The 21,541-nt window shown below is 65.4% G+C and carries 18 protein-coding genes and 1 pseudogene; 10 read left to right on the top strand and 9 right to left on the bottom strand.

What is annotated here, in order from left to right:
• The first annotated feature begins 321 nt into the window (after positions 1-321).
• Positions 322-2,676 (top strand): chromosome segregation ATPase, encoded by a 2,355-nt coding sequence (locus BWQ92_RS05180; protein WP_076798592.1) that lies wholly within the window; start codon positions 322-324, stop codon positions 2,674-2,676.
• 38 nt (positions 2,677-2,714) lie between these two features.
• Here the strand turns inward: BWQ92_RS05180 and BWQ92_RS24695 are convergent.
• A pseudogene (locus BWQ92_RS24695) lies at positions 2,715-3,459 on the bottom strand (CNNM domain-containing protein); the annotation flags it as partial.
• A 188-nt stretch (positions 3,460-3,647) separates the two neighbouring features.
• Between BWQ92_RS24695 and BWQ92_RS05165 the strand changes: the two are divergent.
• Entirely contained in the window at positions 3,648-4,742 is a 1,095-nt protein-coding gene (locus BWQ92_RS05165) for a TerC family protein (protein ID WP_076798589.1), read from the top strand.
• A gap of 90 nt (positions 4,743-4,832) precedes the next feature.
• Here BWQ92_RS05165 and BWQ92_RS05160 read toward each other — a convergent pair whose 3' ends face one another.
• The 3 genes from BWQ92_RS05160 to BWQ92_RS05150 all read right to left on the bottom strand — a co-directional run bounded on the left by BWQ92_RS05160 (position 4,833) and on the right by BWQ92_RS05150 (position 7,680).
• Positions 4,833-5,762: an NADP-dependent oxidoreductase gene (locus tag BWQ92_RS05160; RefSeq protein WP_076798588.1), complete on the bottom strand. Its 930-nt coding sequence runs from the start codon at positions 5,760-5,762 to the stop codon at positions 4,833-4,835.
• Positions 5,763-5,862: 100 nt separating this feature from the next.
• A complete protein-coding gene (locus tag BWQ92_RS05155) occupies positions 5,863-6,609 on the bottom strand; it encodes a DUF2306 domain-containing protein (RefSeq protein ID WP_083706219.1) in 747 nt (248 codons plus the stop codon).
• A gap of 9 nt (positions 6,610-6,618) precedes the next feature.
• Complete coding sequence (locus BWQ92_RS05150) at positions 6,619-7,680, bottom strand: NAD(P)-dependent alcohol dehydrogenase (protein ID WP_083706218.1); 1,062 nt, start codon at positions 7,678-7,680, stop codon at positions 6,619-6,621.
• Between the two features lie 110 nt (positions 7,681-7,790).
• Between BWQ92_RS05150 and BWQ92_RS05145 the strand changes: the two genes are divergently transcribed.
• Entirely contained in the window at positions 7,791-8,546 is a 756-nt protein-coding gene (locus BWQ92_RS05145) for a TetR/AcrR family transcriptional regulator (protein ID WP_076798587.1), read from the top strand.
• Here BWQ92_RS05145 and BWQ92_RS05140 read toward each other — a convergent pair whose 3' ends face one another.
• Complete coding sequence (locus BWQ92_RS05140; protein ID WP_076798586.1) at positions 8,547-9,323, bottom strand: FadR/GntR family transcriptional regulator; 777 nt, start codon at positions 9,321-9,323, stop codon at positions 8,547-8,549.
• A 95-nt stretch (positions 9,324-9,418) separates the two neighbouring features.
• Between BWQ92_RS05140 and BWQ92_RS05135 the strand changes: the two genes are divergently transcribed.
• From BWQ92_RS05135 to BWQ92_RS05125, 3 genes are read left to right on the top strand one after another with little or no spacing between them, the layout of a single operon-like run.
• Complete coding sequence (locus tag BWQ92_RS05135) at positions 9,419-10,297, top strand: carbon-nitrogen hydrolase family protein (RefSeq protein ID WP_172804250.1); 879 nt, start codon at positions 9,419-9,421, stop codon at positions 10,295-10,297.
• A 10-nt stretch (positions 10,298-10,307) separates the two neighbouring features.
• Positions 10,308-11,660 (top strand): APC family permease, encoded by a 1,353-nt coding sequence (locus tag BWQ92_RS05130; protein WP_216639971.1) that lies wholly within the window; start codon positions 10,308-10,310, stop codon positions 11,658-11,660.
• Between the two features lie 37 nt (positions 11,661-11,697).
• Positions 11,698-12,480, top strand: coding sequence for a carbon-nitrogen hydrolase family protein (locus BWQ92_RS05125; protein ID WP_076798584.1), 783 nt, complete (start codon positions 11,698-11,700; stop codon positions 12,478-12,480).
• Between the two features lie 73 nt (positions 12,481-12,553).
• Here BWQ92_RS05125 and BWQ92_RS23465 read toward each other — a convergent pair whose 3' ends face one another.
• Positions 12,554-13,183: a hypothetical protein gene (locus BWQ92_RS23465; protein WP_157365106.1), complete on the bottom strand. Its 630-nt coding sequence runs from the start codon at positions 13,181-13,183 to the stop codon at positions 12,554-12,556.
• Between the two features lie 176 nt (positions 13,184-13,359).
• Here BWQ92_RS23465 and BWQ92_RS05115 point away from each other — a divergent pair, with 176 nt between their 5' ends.
• Positions 13,360-14,745: an MFS transporter gene (locus BWQ92_RS05115; RefSeq protein ID WP_076798582.1), complete on the top strand. Its 1,386-nt coding sequence runs from the start codon at positions 13,360-13,362 to the stop codon at positions 14,743-14,745.
• 23 nt (positions 14,746-14,768) lie between these two features.
• Here BWQ92_RS05115 and BWQ92_RS05110 read toward each other — a convergent pair whose 3' ends face one another.
• Positions 14,769-15,647: a hypothetical protein gene (locus BWQ92_RS05110; RefSeq protein WP_157365105.1), complete on the bottom strand. Its 879-nt coding sequence runs from the start codon at positions 15,645-15,647 to the stop codon at positions 14,769-14,771.
• Between the two features lie 463 nt (positions 15,648-16,110).
• Between BWQ92_RS05110 and BWQ92_RS05100 the strand changes: the two genes are divergently transcribed.
• Together BWQ92_RS05100 and BWQ92_RS05095 are read left to right on the top strand one after the other, a co-directional pair.
• On the top strand, positions 16,111-17,367 hold the full coding sequence (locus BWQ92_RS05100; protein WP_335633099.1) for a GmrSD restriction endonuclease domain-containing protein: 1,257 nt from the start codon (positions 16,111-16,113) through the stop codon (positions 17,365-17,367).
• Between the two features lie 47 nt (positions 17,368-17,414).
• Entirely contained in the window at positions 17,415-18,179 is a 765-nt protein-coding gene (locus tag BWQ92_RS05095) for an excalibur calcium-binding domain-containing protein (RefSeq protein ID WP_076798578.1), read from the top strand.
• Positions 18,180-18,340: 161 nt separating this feature from the next.
• On the opposite strand, the gene BWQ92_RS05090 is transcribed toward BWQ92_RS05095, so the two are convergent.
• Together BWQ92_RS05090 and BWQ92_RS05085 are read right to left on the bottom strand one after the other, a co-directional pair.
• Positions 18,341-18,664, bottom strand: a complete 324-nt coding sequence (locus BWQ92_RS05090; RefSeq protein ID WP_076798577.1) for a hypothetical protein — start codon at positions 18,662-18,664, stop codon at positions 18,341-18,343.
• Between the two features lie 7 nt (positions 18,665-18,671).
• Complete coding sequence (locus BWQ92_RS05085; RefSeq protein WP_076798576.1) at positions 18,672-19,310, bottom strand: hypothetical protein; 639 nt, start codon at positions 19,308-19,310, stop codon at positions 18,672-18,674.
• Positions 19,311-19,650: 340 nt separating this feature from the next.
• Between BWQ92_RS05085 and BWQ92_RS05080 the strand changes: the two genes are divergently transcribed.
• Positions 19,651-21,165 carry an MFS transporter gene (locus BWQ92_RS05080; protein WP_076798575.1) on the top strand — a complete coding sequence of 505 codons (1,515 nt, stop codon included), beginning with the start codon at positions 19,651-19,653 and terminating at the stop codon, positions 21,163-21,165.
• Positions 21,166-21,541: the final 376 nt, after the last annotated feature.

Below are 21,541 nucleotides of genomic sequence, written 5' to 3'. Positions count from 1 at the left end.
GGTTACCGGCTCTCCGGGTGGAGAACCGGCCTCGCGGCAGGAGTCGCAGGAAACCTGCCGACGTCCACAGCCTACTCCTGAAAACCGCGCGTGTGCAGGGAAAAAGCGCTTGCCAGAGCATTCCGGGCGGGGGACATGTTCGCATTCTGTCCCTGGAAGGGGTACCCGAGTAGCAACGGTCCTTTCGTCGGGAAAACAGGTGGATGCGCGGCAAAAGTCGGGTATCTGCCCCCGGTGCCTTCCCAGTAGGACGGCCGATACATTGGCCTTCCGCGGCGGTCGACTTCGACCACCTCCACACATCTACTCGCTGGGGTCCTAATGCGCAGTGCACGTTCTTCCGTTGTCCGCACACATTCGTTTGTCCGCGCGGGCCGGCTCGCGGCCGCCGTCGTCATTCCGGGAATCATCACGGGAATGCTGGTCTTCGCTCCGCCGGCCAGTGCCGACACCGCTCCCGCACCGGCCGCCATCTGCAACGGCGTGGTGAACCAGACCGCCCACCGGGGCACGGTGCAGGAGAACCTGCTCAAGGCCGCCGCCCGCAAGAACGCCGAGCTGATCGCCTCGCTCAAAGCTGAACGGACAGCCCTGCAGGACACCTCGGCGGATCTCCAGCAGCAAATCAATGCGGATAACGCCGCCATCGCGGCAATGGAAGCGGAAGAGGCGAAGCTCGACGGCGACCTCAAGGCCGCTGCGGATGCCTTTGCCGCCCTTGAAGCCACGAAAGCGTCCACCGCTGCTGCTGCGGCTGATACCTCCGCGCAGTTGACAGACCTGGAGGAGCAGCGGAACGACATCGAGAACCGGCTGGCGCCTCTCCTGGACCAGCTGTCGGCTGCGCAGGCCGACCTCAAGCATTTGACCGCCCAGGCCCAGGCCGTTCAGGGGGACATCTCGGCTCAGGAAGACCGGATCAAGGCCGCCCAGGAAGAACAGTCGGCGCTGGAGGCCGCCGCGGAGGCCGCTTCCGATGACCTTGAGGTAAAGAAGGCCGAGATCTCCCAGGCGGACGCCGATCTTGCAGCGCTTACCGACGCTGCAACAGCTGCAGCGGCGGCGGCCTCGTCTGCGGCCCAGGCTGTCAGCGACGCCGAGGCGGAGCTGGCGCGGTTGCAGGCTGCCGGTTTGGCAGCGCAGGCCGAGCTCGACGCCCAAAAGGAGAAGGTGGCCGAAGCCAAGGCCCTGCTCGCCGGCCTGCAGTCGGAGGCGGATCAGGCTGCCACGGCGCTGGCCGCCAAGAATGCCGAGGTCACCCAGGCCGAGGGCGAGCTGGCGGCGCTGCAGTCGGCGGCCACCCAGGCGGCTGACGCGCTGGCGGCCAAGAACGCGCAGATCAGCCAGGCGCAGGCCGAATTGGTAACGCTGCAGACGAATGCCACGGCGGCTGCCGAGGCCGTTACGGCGAACGCCGCCGCCATTGACGATGCGGCGGCAGACATTGCCGGACTCGAGTCCCAAATCAATGACCTCAACACGCAGATCACGGCCAAGCAGGCGGCCCTGACCGCGGCCCAAGGCGACTTTGCTGCCTTGCAGTCGCAGCAGGCGACATTCGCCAGCCTTATTGCCGAACTTGATGCCCGGATCGCCGACATCAACGGCAACTCAAGGCTGAAGCGTGACCTCGTCGCCGAACGGGACGCGAAGCAGGGCCAACTCAATACGGTGAACGCCCAGATCACGGACAAGAACACGCTGATTGCAACTCTGTCCGGCGACCTCACCACGCTCCAGGCACAAGTCAATACTTTGAACACCCAACTCCTGGCCAAGCAGCAGGAAAGCAGCGCGCTGCAGCAGCAGGCGGCCCCACTCCAGGCGTCCCTGACCGCCACGAACAATTTAGTGGCGGCGAAGGAAGCCGAAATCGCCACCCTGCAGGGCCAGCTTCCCGCGCTACAGGACGCGGTGACTGCTGCGGACTCCGCCGTCACCGCCAAACAAGGCGAGCTGGCAAACCTGCAGGGCCAACTTCCAGCCCTGCAGGCCGCCGTCGCCAGCGCCGATCAGGCGGTGGCCGCGCAGGAAAAGGTGATCAGCGACCTGGAGGCGGCGCTGCCGGGCCTCACGGACGGCGTAGCCGCGGCCGAAAAGGCCATAACCGACCAGAAGACGGTGCTTGCCGGACTTCATGCTGAGCTGGTACAGGCCCAGTCCGCACTCACGCAGGCCAACCAGGCGGTGGACGCGAAGAAAGCCGACATCGCCGCGCTGAACGCCGAGCTTCCCGGGCTGGAGGAAGCCGTGTCGACCGCGAACGCTGCGGTTGACGCGAAAAAGGCCGAAATCGCCGGCCTGACTTCGGAGCTGGATGCCTTGGTCGCCACACTCACCGGACTCAACTCCCAGATTTCCGCCAAGGAGGCCGAAGTCCTCGACCTTCAGAACCGGGTTGCCCCGCTCCTGGCCCAGTTGGCCAGCTTGAACGATCAGATCAGCGCGACCGAAGCCCTAATGAAAACGCTGCAGGCGCAACTGACGACGCTCGACGAGCAGCTCACCGACGCCCAAATCGTGCTTCGCGGGCTTGAGTCGCAGAAGAAGCAGAACAAGCTGGCCGTCACGGCCCAGCGGGCAACCGTCCTGGGACTCGAAGACCAGCTCGGCGCTGTCCGGAACAAGATCAAGGCCATCGACGGCCAGATCATCCTGGGCGGCTGCGTCGCGTGACCGGCGTTGGCAGGCGGGCTGGGAGATATGGCCAGCACCTATTCTGCCGCCGCCTTCGTGCCCGAGGGAGTCACCCGAATGCGTGCGATACGCAGCCGGTTCATCGCCGTCACCGTCAGCACGTGCCCGGACACCTCCACCCGGTCGCCCGCGCGGGGCAGACGGCCCAGTTGGTCAATGACGAAGCCGGCCACCGTTTCATAGGGACCCTCGGGTAGCGCTATGCCTGCCGCCGACTCGAATTCCTGCAGGATCAGTCCGCCGTCGACCTCCACCGCCCCGTCTTCCATGGTGACGCGGTCCTCGGGCTCAGCCGAGGTGTCGTACTCGTCGTAGATCTCGCCCACGAGTTCCTCCAGCAGGTCCTCCACGGTGACGATCCCGTGGACACCGACAGCAGCCAGACGGCCGGCCGCATGATTTGTGAGAGAGCGAACAGGGGCGGGGCCAGGACTTTGGCGAACCCGGCAGCGCTTTGCATGGCCAGCCTCTTGGGCACCAGCTCACCCAGCACCAGGGACAGATAGGACACCAGCACCGTCATGCCAACGAAAGCCACAGTCTCGGCCGCGGGGCCCATGCCCGCGGCCTCGAGGAGGGGCGCAACGTCAGGCGAGATAGTGGAGGCGCCGTAGGCGGCCGAGAAAAAGCCGGAGAGCGTCACGCCGATCTGGACAGTGGAGAGAAAAGGTTGGGATTCCCGGCCAGGGCTGCAATCTTGGCTCCGTGTTTTCCTGCCTTTTCCATCCTCTGTACCTGGCTCTCGCGCAGGGAAACGAATGCACCGCCGAAACGGCAGCCGCCGTCGCCCGTTGATCAGTTAGGATTAACCCATCAAGGGGAGTACTCCCGTCTGTGAGTGGCCCGTCAATACGGATGCAGCGGTGCATCCCGGGCTACCGGCGCCGGTTCTACCGGGCGGAGGAGACCTTGGCGTACATGTCAGCGCCTACCCCTTTGGAGTACCCACCATGCAGGCAACCCCTCTGGTCTGGATCGTCACCATAGCCGTGACCATCCTGTTCTTCGTCTACGAGTTCTTCGCGCACGTCCGCAAACCCCACGAACCGTCAATCGGCGAATCGGCGCGCTGGTCGGCGTTTTACATCGGACTCGCGCTGCTATTCGGCGTCGGGATCGGAATGGTCTCGGGCTGGACGTTCGGCGGCGAGTACTTCGCCGGCTACCTCACCGAAAAGGCCCTGTCCGTCGACAACCTGTTCGTCTTCCTCATCGTGATGACAGGGTTCGCTGTCCCCAAGAAGTACCAGCAGAAGGTGCTGATGGTGGGCATCATCATCGCCCTTATCCTGCGCGGCGGCTTCATCGCCATCGGGGCCGCGCTGATTGAGAACTTCTCCTGGGTGTTCTACATCTTCGGCGCCCTGCTGCTGTTCCTCGCGTACCGGCAGGCCTTCGGCGGCCATGACAGCAACCCGGCCGATGGCAGGTTCATGAAATTCGTGCGCCGCGTCCTGCCGGTCACCCCGGACTACCATCGGGACAGGCTCACTGTGAACCTGGACGGCAAGCGGTTCGTGACGCCGATGCTGCTCACCATCATTGCCATCGGCTTCGTGGACCTGATCTTCGCGGTCGACTCGATTCCCGCAATCTACGGCCTGACGGGCGAGGCGTATATCGTCGTCACCGCCAACGCTTTCGCCCTGATGGGCCTGCGGCAGCTGTTCTTCCTCATCGGAGGACTGTTGGAACGCCTGGTGTACCTCGCGCAGGGCCTGGCGGTCATCCTGGCGTTCATCGGTGTGAAGCTGGTCTTCCACGCCCTGCACGTCAACGAGGTGTCCTTCATCAACGGTGGCCAGCCGCTCCTGTGGGTGCCTGAGATCCCCATCTGGTTCTCACTGCTCTTCATCGCTGCCACCATCCTGGTGGCCACGGTGGCCAGCCTGGTCAAGACCCGCAGCGGCCGGGTTGGCGACGGCGGCGAGGGTGCCCGCGGTGACAGTGTGGTCCATGACCGCACCTCCGCGGCGGCCGCACACCACGATGCGGACGCTGGCGTGGATGAGGACACGGACTCCACGGCCCGCAGCAGGCGGTAGGCCCCGGCTGGCTACCCCTGCAGGACGCACGACGGCGGCACCAAGGCTTGGGTGCCGCCGTCGCCGGCGTGCCGGTCCCCAGCTGCGGGATCAGGAATTCTGGTCCACGGCAACGATGATCTTGCCGCGGGTATGTCCCTCCATGTTGGACCGGAAGGCATCCGCGGCCTTTTCCAGCGGGAAGACTTCGGCAACTTCAACATGGAGTTTCCGGCTGTCCACCAGGTCGGCCAGTTCCTGCAAGTCGGCACCTACGGGGCTGACCCACATCCAGGTGCCGCCATGCTTCTCCGCTTCACTGTCGGCGATCGAAGCATGCCGGCCCCCTTCCGCCAGCACCGCCAGCGTTGCTTCAAGGTTTCCGCCCACGAAATCGGCAACGACGTCCACGCCGTCAGGGCGCAGCGCGCGCACGCGGTCTGCGAGTCCGTCCCCGTAGGCAACCGGCTCGGCACCCAGTGAGCGGAGGAAGTCGTGGTTCTTCTCCGAGGCGGTGGCAATGACACGGGCGCCCATGGCTACGGCGATCTGGATGCCAAGCACCCCCACGCCCCCGGAACCACCGTGGATCAGAACAGTTTCGCCCGCTTTCACGCCCAACCGGTTGAGGACCTGGTAGGCGGTCAGCCCGGCCAGGGGCAGGCCAGCCGCTTCATTCCATCCCAGCGAGGCAGGCTTCCGCGCCAGGACCCGCTCCGGCAGCGCGATGTACTCGGCAAAACTTCCGCCATGGACGTAGTCCTTGCGGCCATAGGCGATGACCTCGTCGCCGGGCTTGAACTGCCGGGCATCGATGCCTACCGACTCCACGACCCCCGCCACGTCCCATCCGGGGATCGCGGGGAACTCCAGGTCCATTGCTGCGTCCAGGTAGCCGGCCATGATCTTCCAGTCCACCGGGTTCACAGCGGCTGCCCTGACCTTGACCAGGACCATTCCGGGCCCGACTTTAGGCATCGGCTGGTCGCCGTATTCGAGGACGTCCGGATTTCCGTATGTGCTGTAGGTGATTGCCTTCATGTTTGCCACAACCGCGTGGCCGGACTTCGCTATTCCGGATGTGGACATGAAGTGTTGTATCGCACCGGCAGCTCGCGCTCGCAGGTATTTGCGGAGGTATCTATCGCTCCGGGAAGGTTGTCGGCGTCCGGTCGGCGCGGGTTGGCGGTGCCTTCCTGTTGCGCCGGGTGCGGCGGCGGACGACGTACTCGGCCACCGTCAGGTTGATGAGCCAGGCAGCCCCCATGAGGAGGGCGCGGGTTGTCACGTCGGGCGGGCCCGTGAGGAGCTCCGGGATGATGAGGATGAGTGCTTGTGTTCCGGCCGCAATTCCGATGGCGTAGGCGCGGGTCATCCAGGCGCCGTGCTGGGCGAAGTCCCTCCGGCAGAGGGCAAGGACTCCCAGGATGAGACTCACCAGCATGGCGCTGCCGAAGACCAGCCGGAGGATGAGCAGAAGGAACCCGTCGCTGGGCGGAAGTTCGTAGAACAGGGTCATCCACACGCCGGACAGGGCCACGAGGAAACCGGCGGGTATGAGGATGCGTCCCGCCGCCCGGTGCCAGTTGCGCCTGCCCCGGCGGAGGGAAGGGCTGAACTGGAAGGCTCCCAGGAGGGAGTAGACCGTGGCGCTGATAATGTGCGCGACCACTGGGACGGGGGAGGTGAAGAACCTCTCGTTCCGCGGCGTGATGGCAGCGCCGCCGGTCAGTTCGGTGAGACGTGCCGCTCCGGCAAGCGCCGGGATGAGGGTGAGGAAGATCAGGCCGGCCGGCACCAGCCAGCCGTGCCGCCGTCGTCGTTGGGAGCCGGGCCGGGAGGTGATGGTTTGACCGGAAACCTGTGTGGCATTTCTGGTGGTGTTCACGGGAGTCTCCTACTCGCCGAAGACCTGGATGACGACGTTTCCCCTCTTGCGTCCGGCATCCACGTAACGGTGCGCTTCGGCGATGTCGGGGAGGGTGTAGGTCCGGCCGATGACGGCCCGGTAGCGGCCCGCTTCCGCGAGGCGGACGAGCGATGCGAGGTCTTCGGCGGTGTACCGGAGCTTCAGGTTGCCGGCGGTGACGAGGTTTCCGCTTCTGCGGGTGTGTGCGGAGGCCAGGAGGATCCCTTTCAGATCGGCGACGACGAGGAGCAGTTTTCCGCCCGGGTTCAGTCGGCTGGATACCCGGCTAAAGGGGGCGTTGCCCACGCAATCCAAGATCACGTCGTAGGTGCGGTCCCCGGCGGCGAAGTCCTCCATGGTGTAGTCAATTACCCGGTCCGCGCCCAGGGCGGTCACGAGTTCCCGGTTTCCGCTGCTGCAGACGGCGGTGACGTGGGCGCCCAGGTTCTTGGCCAGCTGCACCGCTGCCGTGCCCACCGCGCCGGAGGCGCCGTTGATGAGGACGGCGTCACCGGCCCTGATACCGGCCCGGGCCAGGAAACCGCGGGCTGTCAGGCCGCCGAAAACGAGCGTGCCGGCCTCCTGGAAACCCATGGTGCGCGGTTTGGCGGTGATGGCTGAGCTCTGGGATACCGTCACGTACTCGGCGTGGCCGCCGAAGTTAGCCCCGAGCATGGCGACCACTTCGTCGCCGACGCCGAACCGGTCCACGTCCGAGCCGATAGCCTCGACCACGCCGGCGACGTCCATGCCCAAAACACGGTGCCGTGGCCTGACGATGCCCAGTCCCAGAGCTGTGAGGATTTTCAGGCCGGAGGGGACGATGCGGCTGCGGGCGCGGTGGTCGGCGGCGCTGAGCGTGCTGGCGTGGACTCTGATGAGGACCTCATCCGGCCGCGGTGCCAGTTTGGGGACTTCTTCCACGCGGACCACGTCCGGCGGGCCGAACCGGCGGTAGGTTGCAGCCCGCATGGTGCTGCCCGGGTTGCCGTGGCCGCCTGTCCGCGCCGGACGCCGGTCCAAGTCTGCTGTTGCCTGTTGAGTCTTCATGGGAAGCTCCTCCACCGATTGGTGTACGGCGTACACCTTATGGAAGCAGGTTAGGTGTACGGCGTACACCTGTCAATGGCGTAGATTTGAATCTGCGAAAGGGAGGGTTCATGGCCCAGCAGACTGAAGAGCATCGGCGCGGACGCCTGAACCGGCAGCGCGTGCTGCAGGCTGCCGTCTCGCTGGCCGACGAGGCCGGCATCGACGAGCTCAGCATGCGAAGGCTGGGGCAGGAACTGGGCGTCGTGCCAATGGCGCTTTACAAGCATGTGGCCAACAAGGAGGAGCTTCTCGACGGCATGGTCGAGGTGATCATCTCCGAGATCGACCCGGCAGTGATTGACCCGGCGGCGGGCGGCGAAGGCTGGAAGGAGGCAGTCAGGCTGAGGGTGCTGTCGGCCAGGGCCGTGCTCCAGCGGCACCGGTGGGCCCGGCAGGTTCTGGAATCACGGACCAACCAGACCCCGGCCGTCCTGGGGTACATGGACTCCTTCATCGCCATGTTCCTGGCCGGCGGCTTCTCGGTGGATCTCACGCACCACGTCATGCACGCCATGGGCAGCCGCATCTGGGGTTTCACCCAGGAGCTGTTCGATGACTCTGTCGGCCCCGGCGGGGGAGCGGGCGGCGGGATGTCGCCCGAGGCGCAGGCCGCGGTCTTCGAGGAGATGGCGGCGCGCTACCCGAATATCCTCCAGGTGGCCACCGCCGCGAGCCATGACGAAGGTTCCGTGGTGGGCCATGGCTGCGACGACCAGTTCGAGTTTGAGTTTGCGCTTGACCTGCTCCTGGACGGCTTCGAAAGGCTCCACCGGCAGGGTTGGACATCACGGCAAGCCAAAAAGAACCGGCCTAAGGGGAGTTGATTACCCGGGCGGTGACCCCGGACCGCCCTCCGCCAGGCCCATGAACATCGTCCGGTGCAGGATGTCCACGTGCTTCCGGGAGATCTCGACGGCGGTGTCCCCGTCTCCGGCGCGCAGCGCCGCCACCAGTGCGATGTGGTCGCGGTTGGATTTGTGCAGCAGCTCGATGGGGTAGGGGATGAAATAGGCGTAGAGCTCGGCCAGCGTCTCGTGATAAACCCCGACGGCGGTCCCCAGGCAGGACGCCGTGCCCACCAGCTGGTGGAACTGCTCGTCCGCCAGGTGGTACGCCGACCAGTCCGTGGACTCCGCCATCTCCCGGGTCAGCCGCTCCAGCTCGTCCAACTGCTCGCCGGAAGCATTCACAGCCGCATAGTGCGTCACCGCGCACTCGAACAGGAGCCGCCGGTCCACCAGCCGGTTCACCGCCTGCGACTCTGCCGGTGATGCCGTGAGCTCCGCCAGCACGTCCCGCGGCGGCTCGTCCGCCACGAACGTCCCGCCGGCCCGGCCGCGGCGGCGCACCACCACGCCCTGGTCCGCCAGGCTTGCCAGCGCACGGCGGGCGGTGATCGGGCTGACGGACAGGCCCAGCGCCACGTCCTCCTGATCGGGCAGGCGCTCGCCGGGTTTGAGCAGCCCGAGCGAAATGGCCATGCCGATGCGCAGCCGGACGGCATCGATGGCACTGCGGCGGTCGATGCCGGCCAGGGCGCCGCCACCGATGGCGGAGGAAGCGCCGGCGGGGGGGGGGGCGTCCTCCAGCTGTCGGGTCATATCCGCTACTTTACGGCCCATCGGCACCCCTTCCCATAATTCGATCATTCTGATCTAATATATTCCAGATCACACCCCAGTTCTGGAGTAAACCCATGCAACGCATCCTTCCCCTCATTGCTGCCCAGGCCCGGCCGCGGCTGATCGGCGAACCCGTTTCGGCCTTCGCGGACGAGGTCGCGGCAGCCCTGGACACCAAGCCGGACAGCAGGCTGGTGGTTTTCCCGGAGCTCCATCTCTTCGGCGACGGCAACCCGGACCGGCAGCGCACTGAGGCGCTGCAGGATTCGGCTGAACCGCTGGACGGACCAAGAGTCAAGGAGCTGAAGGAGCTCGCCGCCGACCTGGGCATCTGGCTGGTGCCGGGCAGCGTCTGCGAGCGTGGCCCGGGAGGCCAGCTGTTCAACACCCAGCTGGTGCTGTCCCCGGAGGGGGAGCTGGCCGGCTACTACCGGAAGATCTTCCCCTGGCGCCCGTTCGAGCCGTACGACCCCGGTGATCGGTTCACCACCGTGGACCTGGCCGGGATCGGCCGGGTGGGCCTGAACATCTGCTACGACGCCTGGTACCCGGAGGTGTCCCGCCAGCTCGCCTGGATGGGCGCCGAGGTGATCCTCAACGTCGTCAAGACCACCACCCCGGACCGGCGGCAGGAGCTGGTGCTGGCCAAGGCGAACGCCATCGTGAACCAGGTGTTCGTGGTCAGCGTCAACTGCGCCGGCCCCACCGGCCAAGGGAAAAGCCTCATCGTCGACCCCGAGGGCAACACCATCACGGAAGCCGACGGCGACGCAGAGGTGCTGCTGACAGCGGACCTGGACCTGGCCGCCGTCGGGCACGTCCGCACCCACGGGACGGAGAACCTCAACCGTCCCTGGTCCCAGTTCCGGGACGGCGAGGCCGCCGTCGAACTTCCCGTCTACCAGGGGCGGATCAATCCGCTGACCTGGACGCCCCCCACTTTCAATGCCTAAGGAAACCCACGTGACCACACCAACCCTGACCCGCACGCTGAAGCTGCCCTCGCTGGTGCTGTTCGGCCTGGCGTACCTGACCCCGCTGATCGTCCTGGCCATCTTCGGCCTCATCGCCGAGACCACGGGCGGGGCGGCGCCGTCGGCCTACCTCGTGGCGATGCTGGCCATGCTGTTCACCGCGCACAGCTACGGCCGGATGGCGGTGGCCTACCCGGTGGCCGGCTCCGCCTACACGTACGTGCGGAAGTCGATCGATTCCCGGATGGGGTTCCTGGTGGGCTGGGCGATCCTGCTGGACTACCTGTTCCTGCCCATGGTGATCTGGCTGATCGGCAGCTCGTACCTGAACGCGCAGTTCCCGGGCGTGCCCATGTGGCTGTGGATTGTGTGCTTCATCCTCATCACCACGGTGCTGAACATCCTGGGCATCAAGGTGGCGGACAAGGCCAACTACGTGCTGATGGCGTTCCAGCTGCTGGTGATCGTGATCTTCGTAGCGCTGGCCATCGGCAGCGTGGTGTCCGCCTCCGGCGCCGGCGGCCTGGCCAGCACGGAGCCGTTCTTCAACGGCACCTCCAGCTTCGCCACCATCTCCGCCGGGGCGGCCATCGCGGCATACTCGTTCCTGGGGTTCGACGCCGTCACCACCCTCACCGAGGAAACCGTGGACCCGCGCCGCAACGTCCCCCGGGCGATCATGCTCATCGCGCTGATCGGCGGCGGCATTTTCGTGGCCGTCTCCTACGTCACCCAGCTGGTGCACCCCGGCGGCGTGTTCGAGGACTCGGCGTCCGCGGCCAGCGCCATCGCGCTGCAGATCGGCGGGCAGCTCTTCGGCGCGGTGTTCCTCGCCGGGCTGGTGGTGGCGCAGTTCGCCTCGGGCCTCGCCGCGCAGGCCAGCGCCTCCCGCCTGGTCTACGCCATGGGCCGCGACTCGGTGCTGCCCAAGGCCGTGTTCGGCCGGCTGAACGCGAAGTTCCACACCCCGGTGGTGAACCTGGTGGTCACGGGCGCCGTCGGCCTGATCGCGATCTTCCTGGACGTGGCGACGTCGACGTCGTTCATCAACTTCGGCGCCTTCACCGCCTTCACGCTGGTCAACGTTGCCGTGGTGTTTCACTACGTGCGCCGGCGCCGGGCGGGGGAGCAGCTGAACTTTGTTTCGTACGTGGTGGTCCCTGCGGTGGGCGCCATCATCTGCGCGTACCTGCTCTCCCAGCTGGACAGCAACGCCATTACGCTGGGACTGTCCTGGCTGGCACTGGGCGTGGTGGTCCTGGCGCTGATCACCCGCGGCTTCCGCGCCGCTCCGCCGGAAATGACGACGACGGAGAAGGCCACCGTGGAGGCCGCGGCCTAGGGTTTTACTGGCTTTCTAGGAAACTGGAGGGACGCGCGTGAGGATAGCGCTCGGGCAGCTGGAGTCCGGCACGGACATCCGGGCGAACCTGGCCGCGATCGACGGGTTCGCCGCGTCCGCTGCTGCTGATGGCGCCACGCTGGTGGCCTTCCCGGAATACGCCACCTACGAGAAAAAGATCGTGGACGCCTCGTTCCCGGCGATGGCAGAGCCGCTGTACGGCCCCGTCTGCCGGGAACTTGCGGCCACCGCGGCCCGCCACGGCATCACGCTGGTGGCGGGCGTGGTGGAGACGTCCGACGAGGAGGGCCGGGCGTACAACACGCTGGTGGCCTATGGTCCTTCCGGTGAGCGGCTGGCCGTGTACCGGAAGATCCACCTGTTCGACGCTCAGGGCTTCGGGGAGTCGACGTACATCAAGCCGGGGCCGTCCACCGAGCCCGTGGTCTTCGAGGCCGGGGGAGCGCGGTTCGGGCTGATGACCTGCTATGACCTGCGGTTCCCGGAGCTGGCCAGGTCCCTGGCCGACGCCGGCGCGCAGGTTTTGCTGGTCTGCTCGTCCTGGGTGCCGGGCACACACAAGACGGAGCAGTGGCTGGCTTTGAACGCGGCCCGGGCGATCGAGAACAGCGTCTACGTCGTCGGCGTTTGCCAGGCCCCGCCGGTCTCCGTGGGGCGGAGCCTGCTGGTGGATCCGATGGGGTACGTCGAGGCCGACCTCGGGCTGGCGCCGGGGGTGCGGGCGGTGGAGGTGTCGCTCTCTACCGTGGCGCGGGTGCGGGAGCAGTTTCCGATGTTCCGGCAGCGGCGGCTGGGGTAGGGCTGCGGAGAAAATCGTACGAACGAGCAACCCCCCGGCTCAACTTGCATACGAGGGGCCGCTCATTTCGTCTTTACTTAGCCGGGTACTGCCATTCCCAGCCGGTGGGCATGAAACCCTGTTTGTGGACAAGGACGCCTGTCGGAGTGGGGACGTCCAGGATGATCTTTCCGGTTGCCTTTTCTCCGGGGCCGAGCGCTGAGGGAAAGTTCTCAGCCTCTGGCAGGCACATGATCGATTCGAAGCTCATCAGATCACCGTTGAACGTTGTCCCATTGGCGGCGATTGCTTTCCATGCATATCCGGCCAGACCGAACTGCGGGTTCACAGACTCCGCAAGGGCGGCATCAGTTTGCATAGAAACCTCCAACGCTACGAAGTGCCCGTTCTTCGATGGCATTGCTGAGGGGTTAGTGCACTTGGGGTCCACCTGAATGGACTTGATGACGAAGCTTGCCACAGTTTTGCCGTTGTCGGTCACTGATGCGCCTTCCCCGACCTTCTTAACCAGGTTTCCCCTGCTAGACTTCGTGCTTTCCGCCGTAGCCGTCGGGGATGCGGTAGCACTGGCTGAAGCGGACTGACTGCCTGTCGCAGGTTCGACCGTGGGTGCTGTGGGGGCCGCTTGCGGTGAGCTTCCGCAGGCGGCAAGCAACAGCGGCAGTACCGACAGCGACAGTGCCGCGGTGATTTTCTTATTCATTGGTGTTCCCCATTGGGTGAGTACGAACGGAATTGCTCAGTCAGCATATGGGACGAGTCGGACAATAATCGTTGAAGACGCAATGGTTACGGCGTAGCAGCCCGTCTAACTTCCATGTGCACACTCTTCGCATCAATTTTTCGCTGGACCAGCATTTGATACGGAAGACTGTTGCCGTGAGCAACTCTCCCCGCACAGGCAACAGAACTCGCCAGCGCACCGGCCTTGCTGTGGCTGGTCTCAGTCTCGGCACCGCGCTGAATCCGCTTAACTCGTCGATGATCGCCGTAGCGCTCGTGGTGCTGCGCGAGGACTTCAGCCTCGACGTCGCCACCGTGACCTGGGTGATCACCGCCTTCTACATCACCTCGGCGGCTGGCCAGCCGCTGATGGGTCGTCTCGCCGACCGGTTCGGGCCGCGGAAACTGTTCATGCTCGGCATGGGGTTGGTGGCGGTGTCTTGCGCGCTGGCGCCCTTCTCGCCCAACTTCGTGTTCGTCTGTATCGCCCGTGCCCTCATGGCGCTCGGAACGGCGACGGCGTACCCGAGTGCCGTGGTCATGGTCGGCACCCTGGCGCGGCTGGCGGACACCACTTCAACGAGGCCGCTCGGCCGCATCCAGATGGCCAACACGTCGGGGGCAGCGGTGGGCCCGGTAGTTGGCGGGCTGCTGGTGAGCCTGGTCGGCTGGCAGGCCCTGTTCCTGATCAACGTGCCGCTGGCCCTCGCCGCGCTGCTCATCGTGCGGAAGGTCGCCCCGCCGGACGAGCACAAGGAGCAGGGCAGCGTCGCCACCCTGCTCCGCGACTCGGACATTCCCGGCATCCTCGCCTTCACCGGCGGCCTGGTGCTGCTGCTCATGGGCCTGCTGAACGCGCTGCCCGGCTACCGCTGGTGGCTGCTCGGCGGGGCGATGGTCCTGGCTGTCCTGTTCGCCTGGCGCGAGCTGCGCTTCGACCGGCCGTTCCTGGACCTGCGGCTGCTCGGCAGGAACCGGCCCCTGCTGATGGTCTACCTCGGCTTTACCGTGTTCAGCGGCGTCTACTACTTCGCGTTCTTCGGCCTGCCCCAGTTGCTGCAGGAGGCCGGCGGCTACAACCCCGGACTGGTCGGTGCGCTGATGCTGCCGCTGGCGGCCATGTCCGTCGTCGTCACGCCGCTCGCCGTCCGTGCGATCGACCGGTTCGGCGTGCGGCGGGTGCTGCTGGCCGGCGTGGTCCTTCTTGGCATTGCGGCAGCGGCACTCTGGCTCCTGACCGCGTCGTTCTTCCCCCCACTGGTGCTGCTGCTGACCGCCCTGATGGGCGTGCCGTACGGGTCGGTCAGCATCGCTTACAATCAAGGGCTGTACCTTTCTGCGGCACCGGAGGAAAGGGGGGTGGCCGCCGGGATCTTCCAGACCTGCCGGTACGTCGGGGCCATCAGTGCCACGGTGATGATAGGCATCTTCTACGGCACCGGCGTGAACCAGGACAACTGGGGCCGCGTGGTGCTGGTGATGCTGGCGCTCTCCGCGCTTACGTTCGTGGTGTCGCTGCTGTGGCAGGAACGGAAAGTATGAAGATCCCGTGGCTCGCAGAGTGGCTACTGTTTAGCCCAGTCGCCGCACCCGTCGGAGTCAAATGTCTGGCCCTCCACCAGTGAAACCATGGGGCGACCCCCAGAGACCGAAAAGTCGTAATCGATGTAGTCGCCGCCGTTGCTCCCTGTGCGCGTGATCTTCCAAGAGCAGTCACCAACAACGGTTTTCGTTGTCTTATAGTCGCCAGGCTCGATGTCCTTGCCCACGGTCCAGACTCCCTGGCCGAAGGACTTGACTGCGGCTTTGGATTCGGCGGTGCGGGCAGCAGTCTCCCGGGCAGTGACCGCGTCTTCACGAGCTTTCAATTTCGCAGCAGATTCGGCCTCCGATTTGGCTAGCGCGTCCTCGCGAGCCTTCAATTTGGCGGCCGCTGCTGCTTCCAGTTCGGCACTCGTCGCGGGCTGAGCCTCACGGACTATCCGTGCATCGTGGGAGGCGTCTGTGCCTGCAGCCACGCTGCCGACCAGCACGGAAGCAACGCCGGCGAGGCAGACGCTCATCGCGAATTTCCGGTTCGGGAGGTTTGCCCACGTCCGTCGCTCAGACCCCATTGAGATTAGCCCCGTCAAAGCAGCCGCAATGCCCAAAATGATCAGAATCGCCTCGCCACGGCCCAGCATCATGTTGACCAGAACCAACACCGCAAGCAGCGTGGAGACAATCCAGAATGAAGCCCCGAACGGGCCTTTTCGGGGGTGCGACAGCCCAGCTGGCGGGGGAGGAAATCCGGGAGGAGCAAAATGGGGCTGCTTAGCCTGCTGCGGTGGGTACGGCTGGTTGGAACCGAATGCACCTTGCTGTGGATATTGGCCGAACTGCGGCGGGTGCCAGTGCTGCTGGTCAGGGCGCTGCGCAGGCGGCTGGTTTGGATCATGAGTCATTGGTATTTCCCCCAGGAAAAAGTTATGGCCGCTGCTGCGACGCAGTTAGATTAGCACCGTGCTCACCCCTCCAGCGCGGGGATGGCTGGCTGCTGGTAATGGTCCAAGGAAGCAGCGACTTCCAGCAGACCTGTCCACCAAGCACCCAGCTCGGTATCGCGTTAAGCAATGAAACTCCATTGTGTCGAGCACCCTCAAGATCGGCTCAAGACTCCATCAGCGTTGTCCCAAGATCGACGAAGTTTTCGTTTTCCTGCGCTGCCGAGAAATAGGCTTTTCACTAGCAAGATTTCGGCTTAGCAAAGGGCCCGGCGACTCGCCGGGCCTTTATTCATGGGGAATGACAATGCACGAGACCCTTTTCCGGTCAGGGCCAACCGGTACGGCACCGGGCCCGAGACCGCCCAAAAAGCCACGCGCTTCCACCTTCATTGTTGGAAGCAGTACCGCGATATTCATGGTCATGGGGGCGTTCAGCGGCGGCCTTGGTGGCGCACTAGTCTTCCTGGCCATCACGGTGGCCTTGACCGGTCTCTATGTCTTGGCGACCGGCCGCCGTTCCTGGGCGTGGCTCCCGGCGAGGAGGAGAGCGGGGGCCATCGCCCTTGCCGTCTCCTTTGCTCTCTTTATAGGCGGTGCTGCCGCGTTGCCGCGGACCAGTACGGGAACCCGTGAGGCCGCCTCGGCGGGGAATGCTGCCTCGCCAGCCCCGGCCGAAGCCAGCACAACTGCCAAAGTGACGCCGACGCCGTCGGCCGCACCAACCGCGCAGGAGACAGGCGCTCCTCTGGATCCGGACAGCCCCGATCTCGTGGCGCAGGGCGCCGACGTAGCAGCGCCGAAGTTGCAGCCTGCCTACGCAACCAAGGCCATCGACCTGCTGGCGGCCCTTCCCGTCAAGGGCCGCGCGCCCAAGACAGGCTATGACCGGGCAATGTTCGGACAGACGTGGGCTGACGTTGACCGCAACGGCTGCGACACGCGGAACGACATCCTCAAGCGTGACCTGACAGCCATCAGCTACACAAACAGCGTGCCCTGTAAGGTGCGGTCCGGGACACTGGCGGACCCGTACACCGGCACCGCCATCAACTTCTTGCGGGGGAGCGCCACCAGCAGCGCCGTGCAGATCGACCACGTTGTTGCCCTCAGCGACGCCTGGCAGAAGGGCGCACAGCAGCTGACCGCGGAACAGCGGAGGGCGTTCGCCAACGATCCGCTGAATCTCCAGGCGACGGACGGTCCCACCAACATGCAAAAGGGCGACGGCGACGCGGCCACCTGGCTGCCGCCGAACAAGGGCTTTCGGTGCGAATATGTTTCCCGGCAGATCACGGTGAAGGCGACGTACAGCCTGTGGGTTACCCATGCGGAACACGACGCCATGGCGAGGATTCTGGCCAACTGCTCGGGGCAACTGGCGTCACCAAACGAGAAGGCGCCGGTGGTCGCGGCACCGGCACCTGCAGTCGCTCAACCTGAACCCGTCGTTGCCGCGCCTGCCCCGGTAGCGCCCGCTCCGGCCGCCGCTGCGCCGGCCCCGGCTCCTGTAGTTTCCGCACCTGTGATGCCTGCACCGCTTTCCGCCGCGCCGGCAGCTGCCTACTACGCCAACTGCTCGGCGGCGAAGGCCGCAGGTGCCGCGCCGCTGTACGTCGGGTCACCGGGCTACCGGCCAGCGCTGGACCGAGACTCCGACGGCATTGCTTGCGAACGCTAGACCCATCCCATCACTCCACAGTTTCAAAATCTTTCCAAGGGGGAAAAATGAAAAAGACACTGACACTCCTCGCGCTGGCAGGCCTCATGCTCACTGGATGCGGTGGCCAGCAGGCGGAGAAACAGGCGGCAGCGCAGGCGGCACCGCAGCCGGCGGAAACCGCTACGGCTACGGCCACTCCAGAGATGGCGATTGTTCCAGGCGTGATCAGCCTGACCCTGGATAAGGCCACGGATCAACTGGAAGATTTCGGGTTCGAGGTCGACTCCGTGGACATCCTCGACGGCAAAACGATCGTCCTGAAGCAGAACTGGCAGGTGGTGTCCCAGGAGGCCGCGGGAGGTGCCCAGGTGGCAAAGGGCTCCACCATTCACCTCGGCGTCAAGTCCCTGGAAAAGCTGGCGGAGGAAAAGGCGGCCGCCGACAAGGCAGCGGCTGACAAAGCTGCGGCGGTAAAGGCCGCTGCAGCCAAGAAGGCTGCTGCGGACAAAGCTGCGGCAGCCAAGAAGGCCGCTGCGGACAAAGCTGCGGCAGCCAAGAAGGCCGCTGCAGATAAGGCGGCCGCTGACAAAGCTGCGGCAGCCAAGAAGGCCGCTGCAAATGCCGCTGCTGCGAAACAGGCGGCCGAACAGGCAGCAGCGCAGCAAGCCCCTGCACAGATCGCTCCTGTCGCACCCGCTGCACCGCCGGCGGCCGCGTACTACCCCAACTGTGCTGCCGCCCGGGCTGCAGGTGCCGCACCCTTGTATTCGGGGCAGGCTGGCTACAGCACCAGTCTTGACCGTGATCGCGACGGCGTGGCCTGCGAGTAGTAGTAATCGCTGACTACAAGGCCGTGGATACTCTCATTTCGAAGGTATCCACGGCTTTCACGCTTGCTCGTCGCGAGCTTCAACGGCGGGGCGGCCGTCCGCGTGGCGATCACGGGCTGACCACGGGAAGTCCGCCAACCGGAGTTTGTGCCTCCCGCCAGCTACTGGGCGGCGCGACGGAGGCGGGCCAGACGCGCTAGCCGCCTAAACGCAAAGACGAACACGACCTCGATCAGCACCATCAATCCGAGCATCAGCCACTGCCCCTGGCTGATGAACACGATCGCGCCGGTGAGGACCAACACGGTCCCAAGGGCCAGGGCGTACACGGCGAATCCGAGGGCCACCTTTGCGCTGCGCACGCCGGTGCGGAAGCCAAAGCCCTGCGGCAGTCCGCCGGGCAGTCCCTGGACGCGGTCGTGACCTGCGGGCGGGAGCCGGTCGAACTCCTGCCACAAATCCTCGTCGTGATCGCGGTCGGTCATGCTTCTATTATCCCGCGCCGTGGGGCGCCTGCTCTGTGCCCAATCCCCTATTGGACCCTGTCACCGTCCTATTCGAGTCAGCGCGAGGCCGCGTATCAGGGCCGCCCTCGCTTGCAGGGAGAGCCGTGCTGTCGGCGTTCCCTGACGAGATCTGCCGCTTGATCTGCTCAAGCTCCACCTTGAGTTGGTCAACGGTGGCCCGGTATCTGTCGAACTCGGCCTTTCGGCGCCTCTCCTGGATGTAGCTGACGACGGCGGCGAGGATGCCGAGCGGGAACGACACCAGCAGGGCCCAGCCGGATGTGCCAAGGAAGCCCAGCGCTACGGGCAGTGCCTGTTTGAATGCCAGGAACGTGTTCACTTGCCCAACCACTGAGTTAAGGGCCGAGTCCAGGGGACCCAAAAACTGCCCCACCATGGGCGTCCCGGAAAACGACGGTGCGCTCAACGGCTGTTCCCCTGCAGACCAGCGCGGGTCACCGACGTGGTTCATAACGTAGATCCCGGCGCCGGCATTGAGGGCCGCGAAGAGCAGGACGGCACCAAGCACAGTCCAATGAAGCTTCCGGGGCCGCCAAACACCCACCGCAAGCGCGAAGACGGCGGCCGCAACCCAAGTAGTGATGCTGAGTTGGTCGCGGCTCATGCCGCCCAGTAGATCCAAAGGATTCCCCGTCCCCTCATGGCTGATGCTGATGTCTGCTCAGGCCGCAAGCGAGCTTATCCCAGTCGCTGCCCAATCACGCACCAGTGACGCCGTCGTTGCGGCCAACTGATCTTGGCGTCTTTAGGCCGCCCGCCGCGTGAACAGGGATAAGACGGGGAACGGACGACGGCGGCAGCGAGAGTCGTGTGAATAGGCTGCGGTTTTCGTTGTTGTGTCAGTTGGCCGGTGGGAAGATGGTGGGGAGTTGGGCACTAAGAGGGGGTGCCGGCAGAACGGCGGCGCGTGTCCAGTCCGAACAGACAGGGACGGTGACCGAGCCATGACAGAGCACCCTTTAAAGCAACGGCGACTGCGCGTATCCGACGTGAACGTCGTCAACCACCGCACGCTGCGCAAGGCGCTCGGCGGCACCATCGTCGGCAATACCATGGAGTGGTACGACGTCGGCGTGTTCGGCTATCTGATCACCACCATGGGACCGGTGTTCCTGCCCGAGGCGGACAGGGCAGTGCAGAACCTGTTCCTGCTGGGAACCTTCGGCGCCACGTTCATCGCCCGGCCCCTGGGCGGCATCTTCTTCGGCTGGCTGGGCGACAAGATCGGCCGCCAAAAAGTCCTGGCCATGACCCTGATGCTGATGGCGGCGGCGACGTTCGCCGTCGGCCTGCTGCCCGGGTACGCGGTGCTGGGCATCTGGGCGGCGGTGCTGCTGGTGGTCACCAAGCTGGTGCAGGGCTTTTCCACCGGCGGCGAGTATTCCGGCGCCACCACGTTTGTGTGCGAGCACTCGCCGGACCACCGAAGGGGCTTCTACGTCAGCTTCCTGGACATGGGCAGCTACCTCGGCTTCGCACTGGGCGCCGCGCTGGTGTCCGTCCTGCAGCTGACCCTGGGACAGGAACAGATGGAGGCATGGGGCTGGCGCATCCCGTTCCTGATCGCCGGTCCGCTGGGCATCGTGGCCATCTACTTCCGGATGAAGATCGAGGAGTCGCCCGCCTTCAAGGCCACGCAGGAGGCGGAAGCGGTGGCCGCCAAGCACCACGAGACCGCCGACGAGCTCCGGCCCGTAGGCCCGGTGGCGATCTTCAGGGACCACTGGCGCCGCATCGTGCTGGCCATGATCCTCGTGGCCGCCGGCAACACGGTGGGCTACGCCCTCACGTCCTACATGCCCACGTACCTGACGACGAACAAGGGCTACGACGAGGTCCACGGGACGCTGCTGACCGTTCCGGTGCTGGTGGTGATGTCGCTGTGCATCCCGCTTACCGGACGCCTTTCGGACAGGATCGGCCGCCGCCCCGTGCTGTGGATCGGGGCCATCAGCACGGTGGTTTTCGCGCTTCCCGCATTCCTGCTGATCTCGGTCGGCACCGTTCCCGCCACGCTCGCGGGCCTGGCCTTGGTCGCGTTTCCGGTGGCGTTCTTCGTTGCCATTCTCGCGTCGGCGCTGCCGGCACTGTTCCCCACTGCCCACCGCTACTCTGCGATGGGCATCGCCTACAACTTCGCGGTTGCTATCTTCGGCGGCACGGCCCCGTTCATCATCGCCGCACTCATCCAGGCAACGGGCAACGACCTGATGCCGGCGTTCTACCTCATGGTGACCTCGGCCATCGCGGCGGTTGTCATCTACTTCCTGCCGGAATCCGCCCAGCGGCACCTGCCCGGCTCCATGCCTAACGTGGACTCGGACGAAGCCGCCCGCGAGCTGGTGGCGACGCAGGACCACAACCCGCTGCTGGATGTGGACACGTTGCCCTTCGACAGCAGCTACGAGGAGGCGCGGGCGGCGCACGGCGGACGGCCCGACAAGCCGACCGTGATGTGAACGGGACGGGTGATGCATCAGGACATTTCGAGGAGGAGGTGTGTGATGTCCCGCGTTGAAGTAGAGCAGGCGGGAGGCCCACACGCGGTAAGCGGGACGAAGTTCCCACGGCGGCATCGTTCGACTGGCCATGCAGCTACGGCACCGCCCAGGACAGCCCCCGACGACCTTGTCTCGAACTGTCCTGAGCACCCCCACCCTCCTGTCACACCTTCAGGCTAGGAAAATCCCTTCCTTTGTCGCCATAAGTAGTTCTACGTACGGCCGGTCCATGGTCCCGCGAAGTGCAGCGCTGAAGGTAATTCGTTGTGCCGTTACGGCGGAACGAGGTCTAAAATTCACCCGTGGCCCGTAATGCTGAGCAGTACAGGACGTG

The organism is Arthrobacter sp. QXT-31 (genome assembly GCF_001969265.1).
Taxonomy (GTDB): Bacteria; Actinomycetota; Actinomycetes; order Actinomycetales; family Micrococcaceae; genus Arthrobacter.
This window is presented reverse-complemented; position numbering and strand designations above follow the sequence as displayed.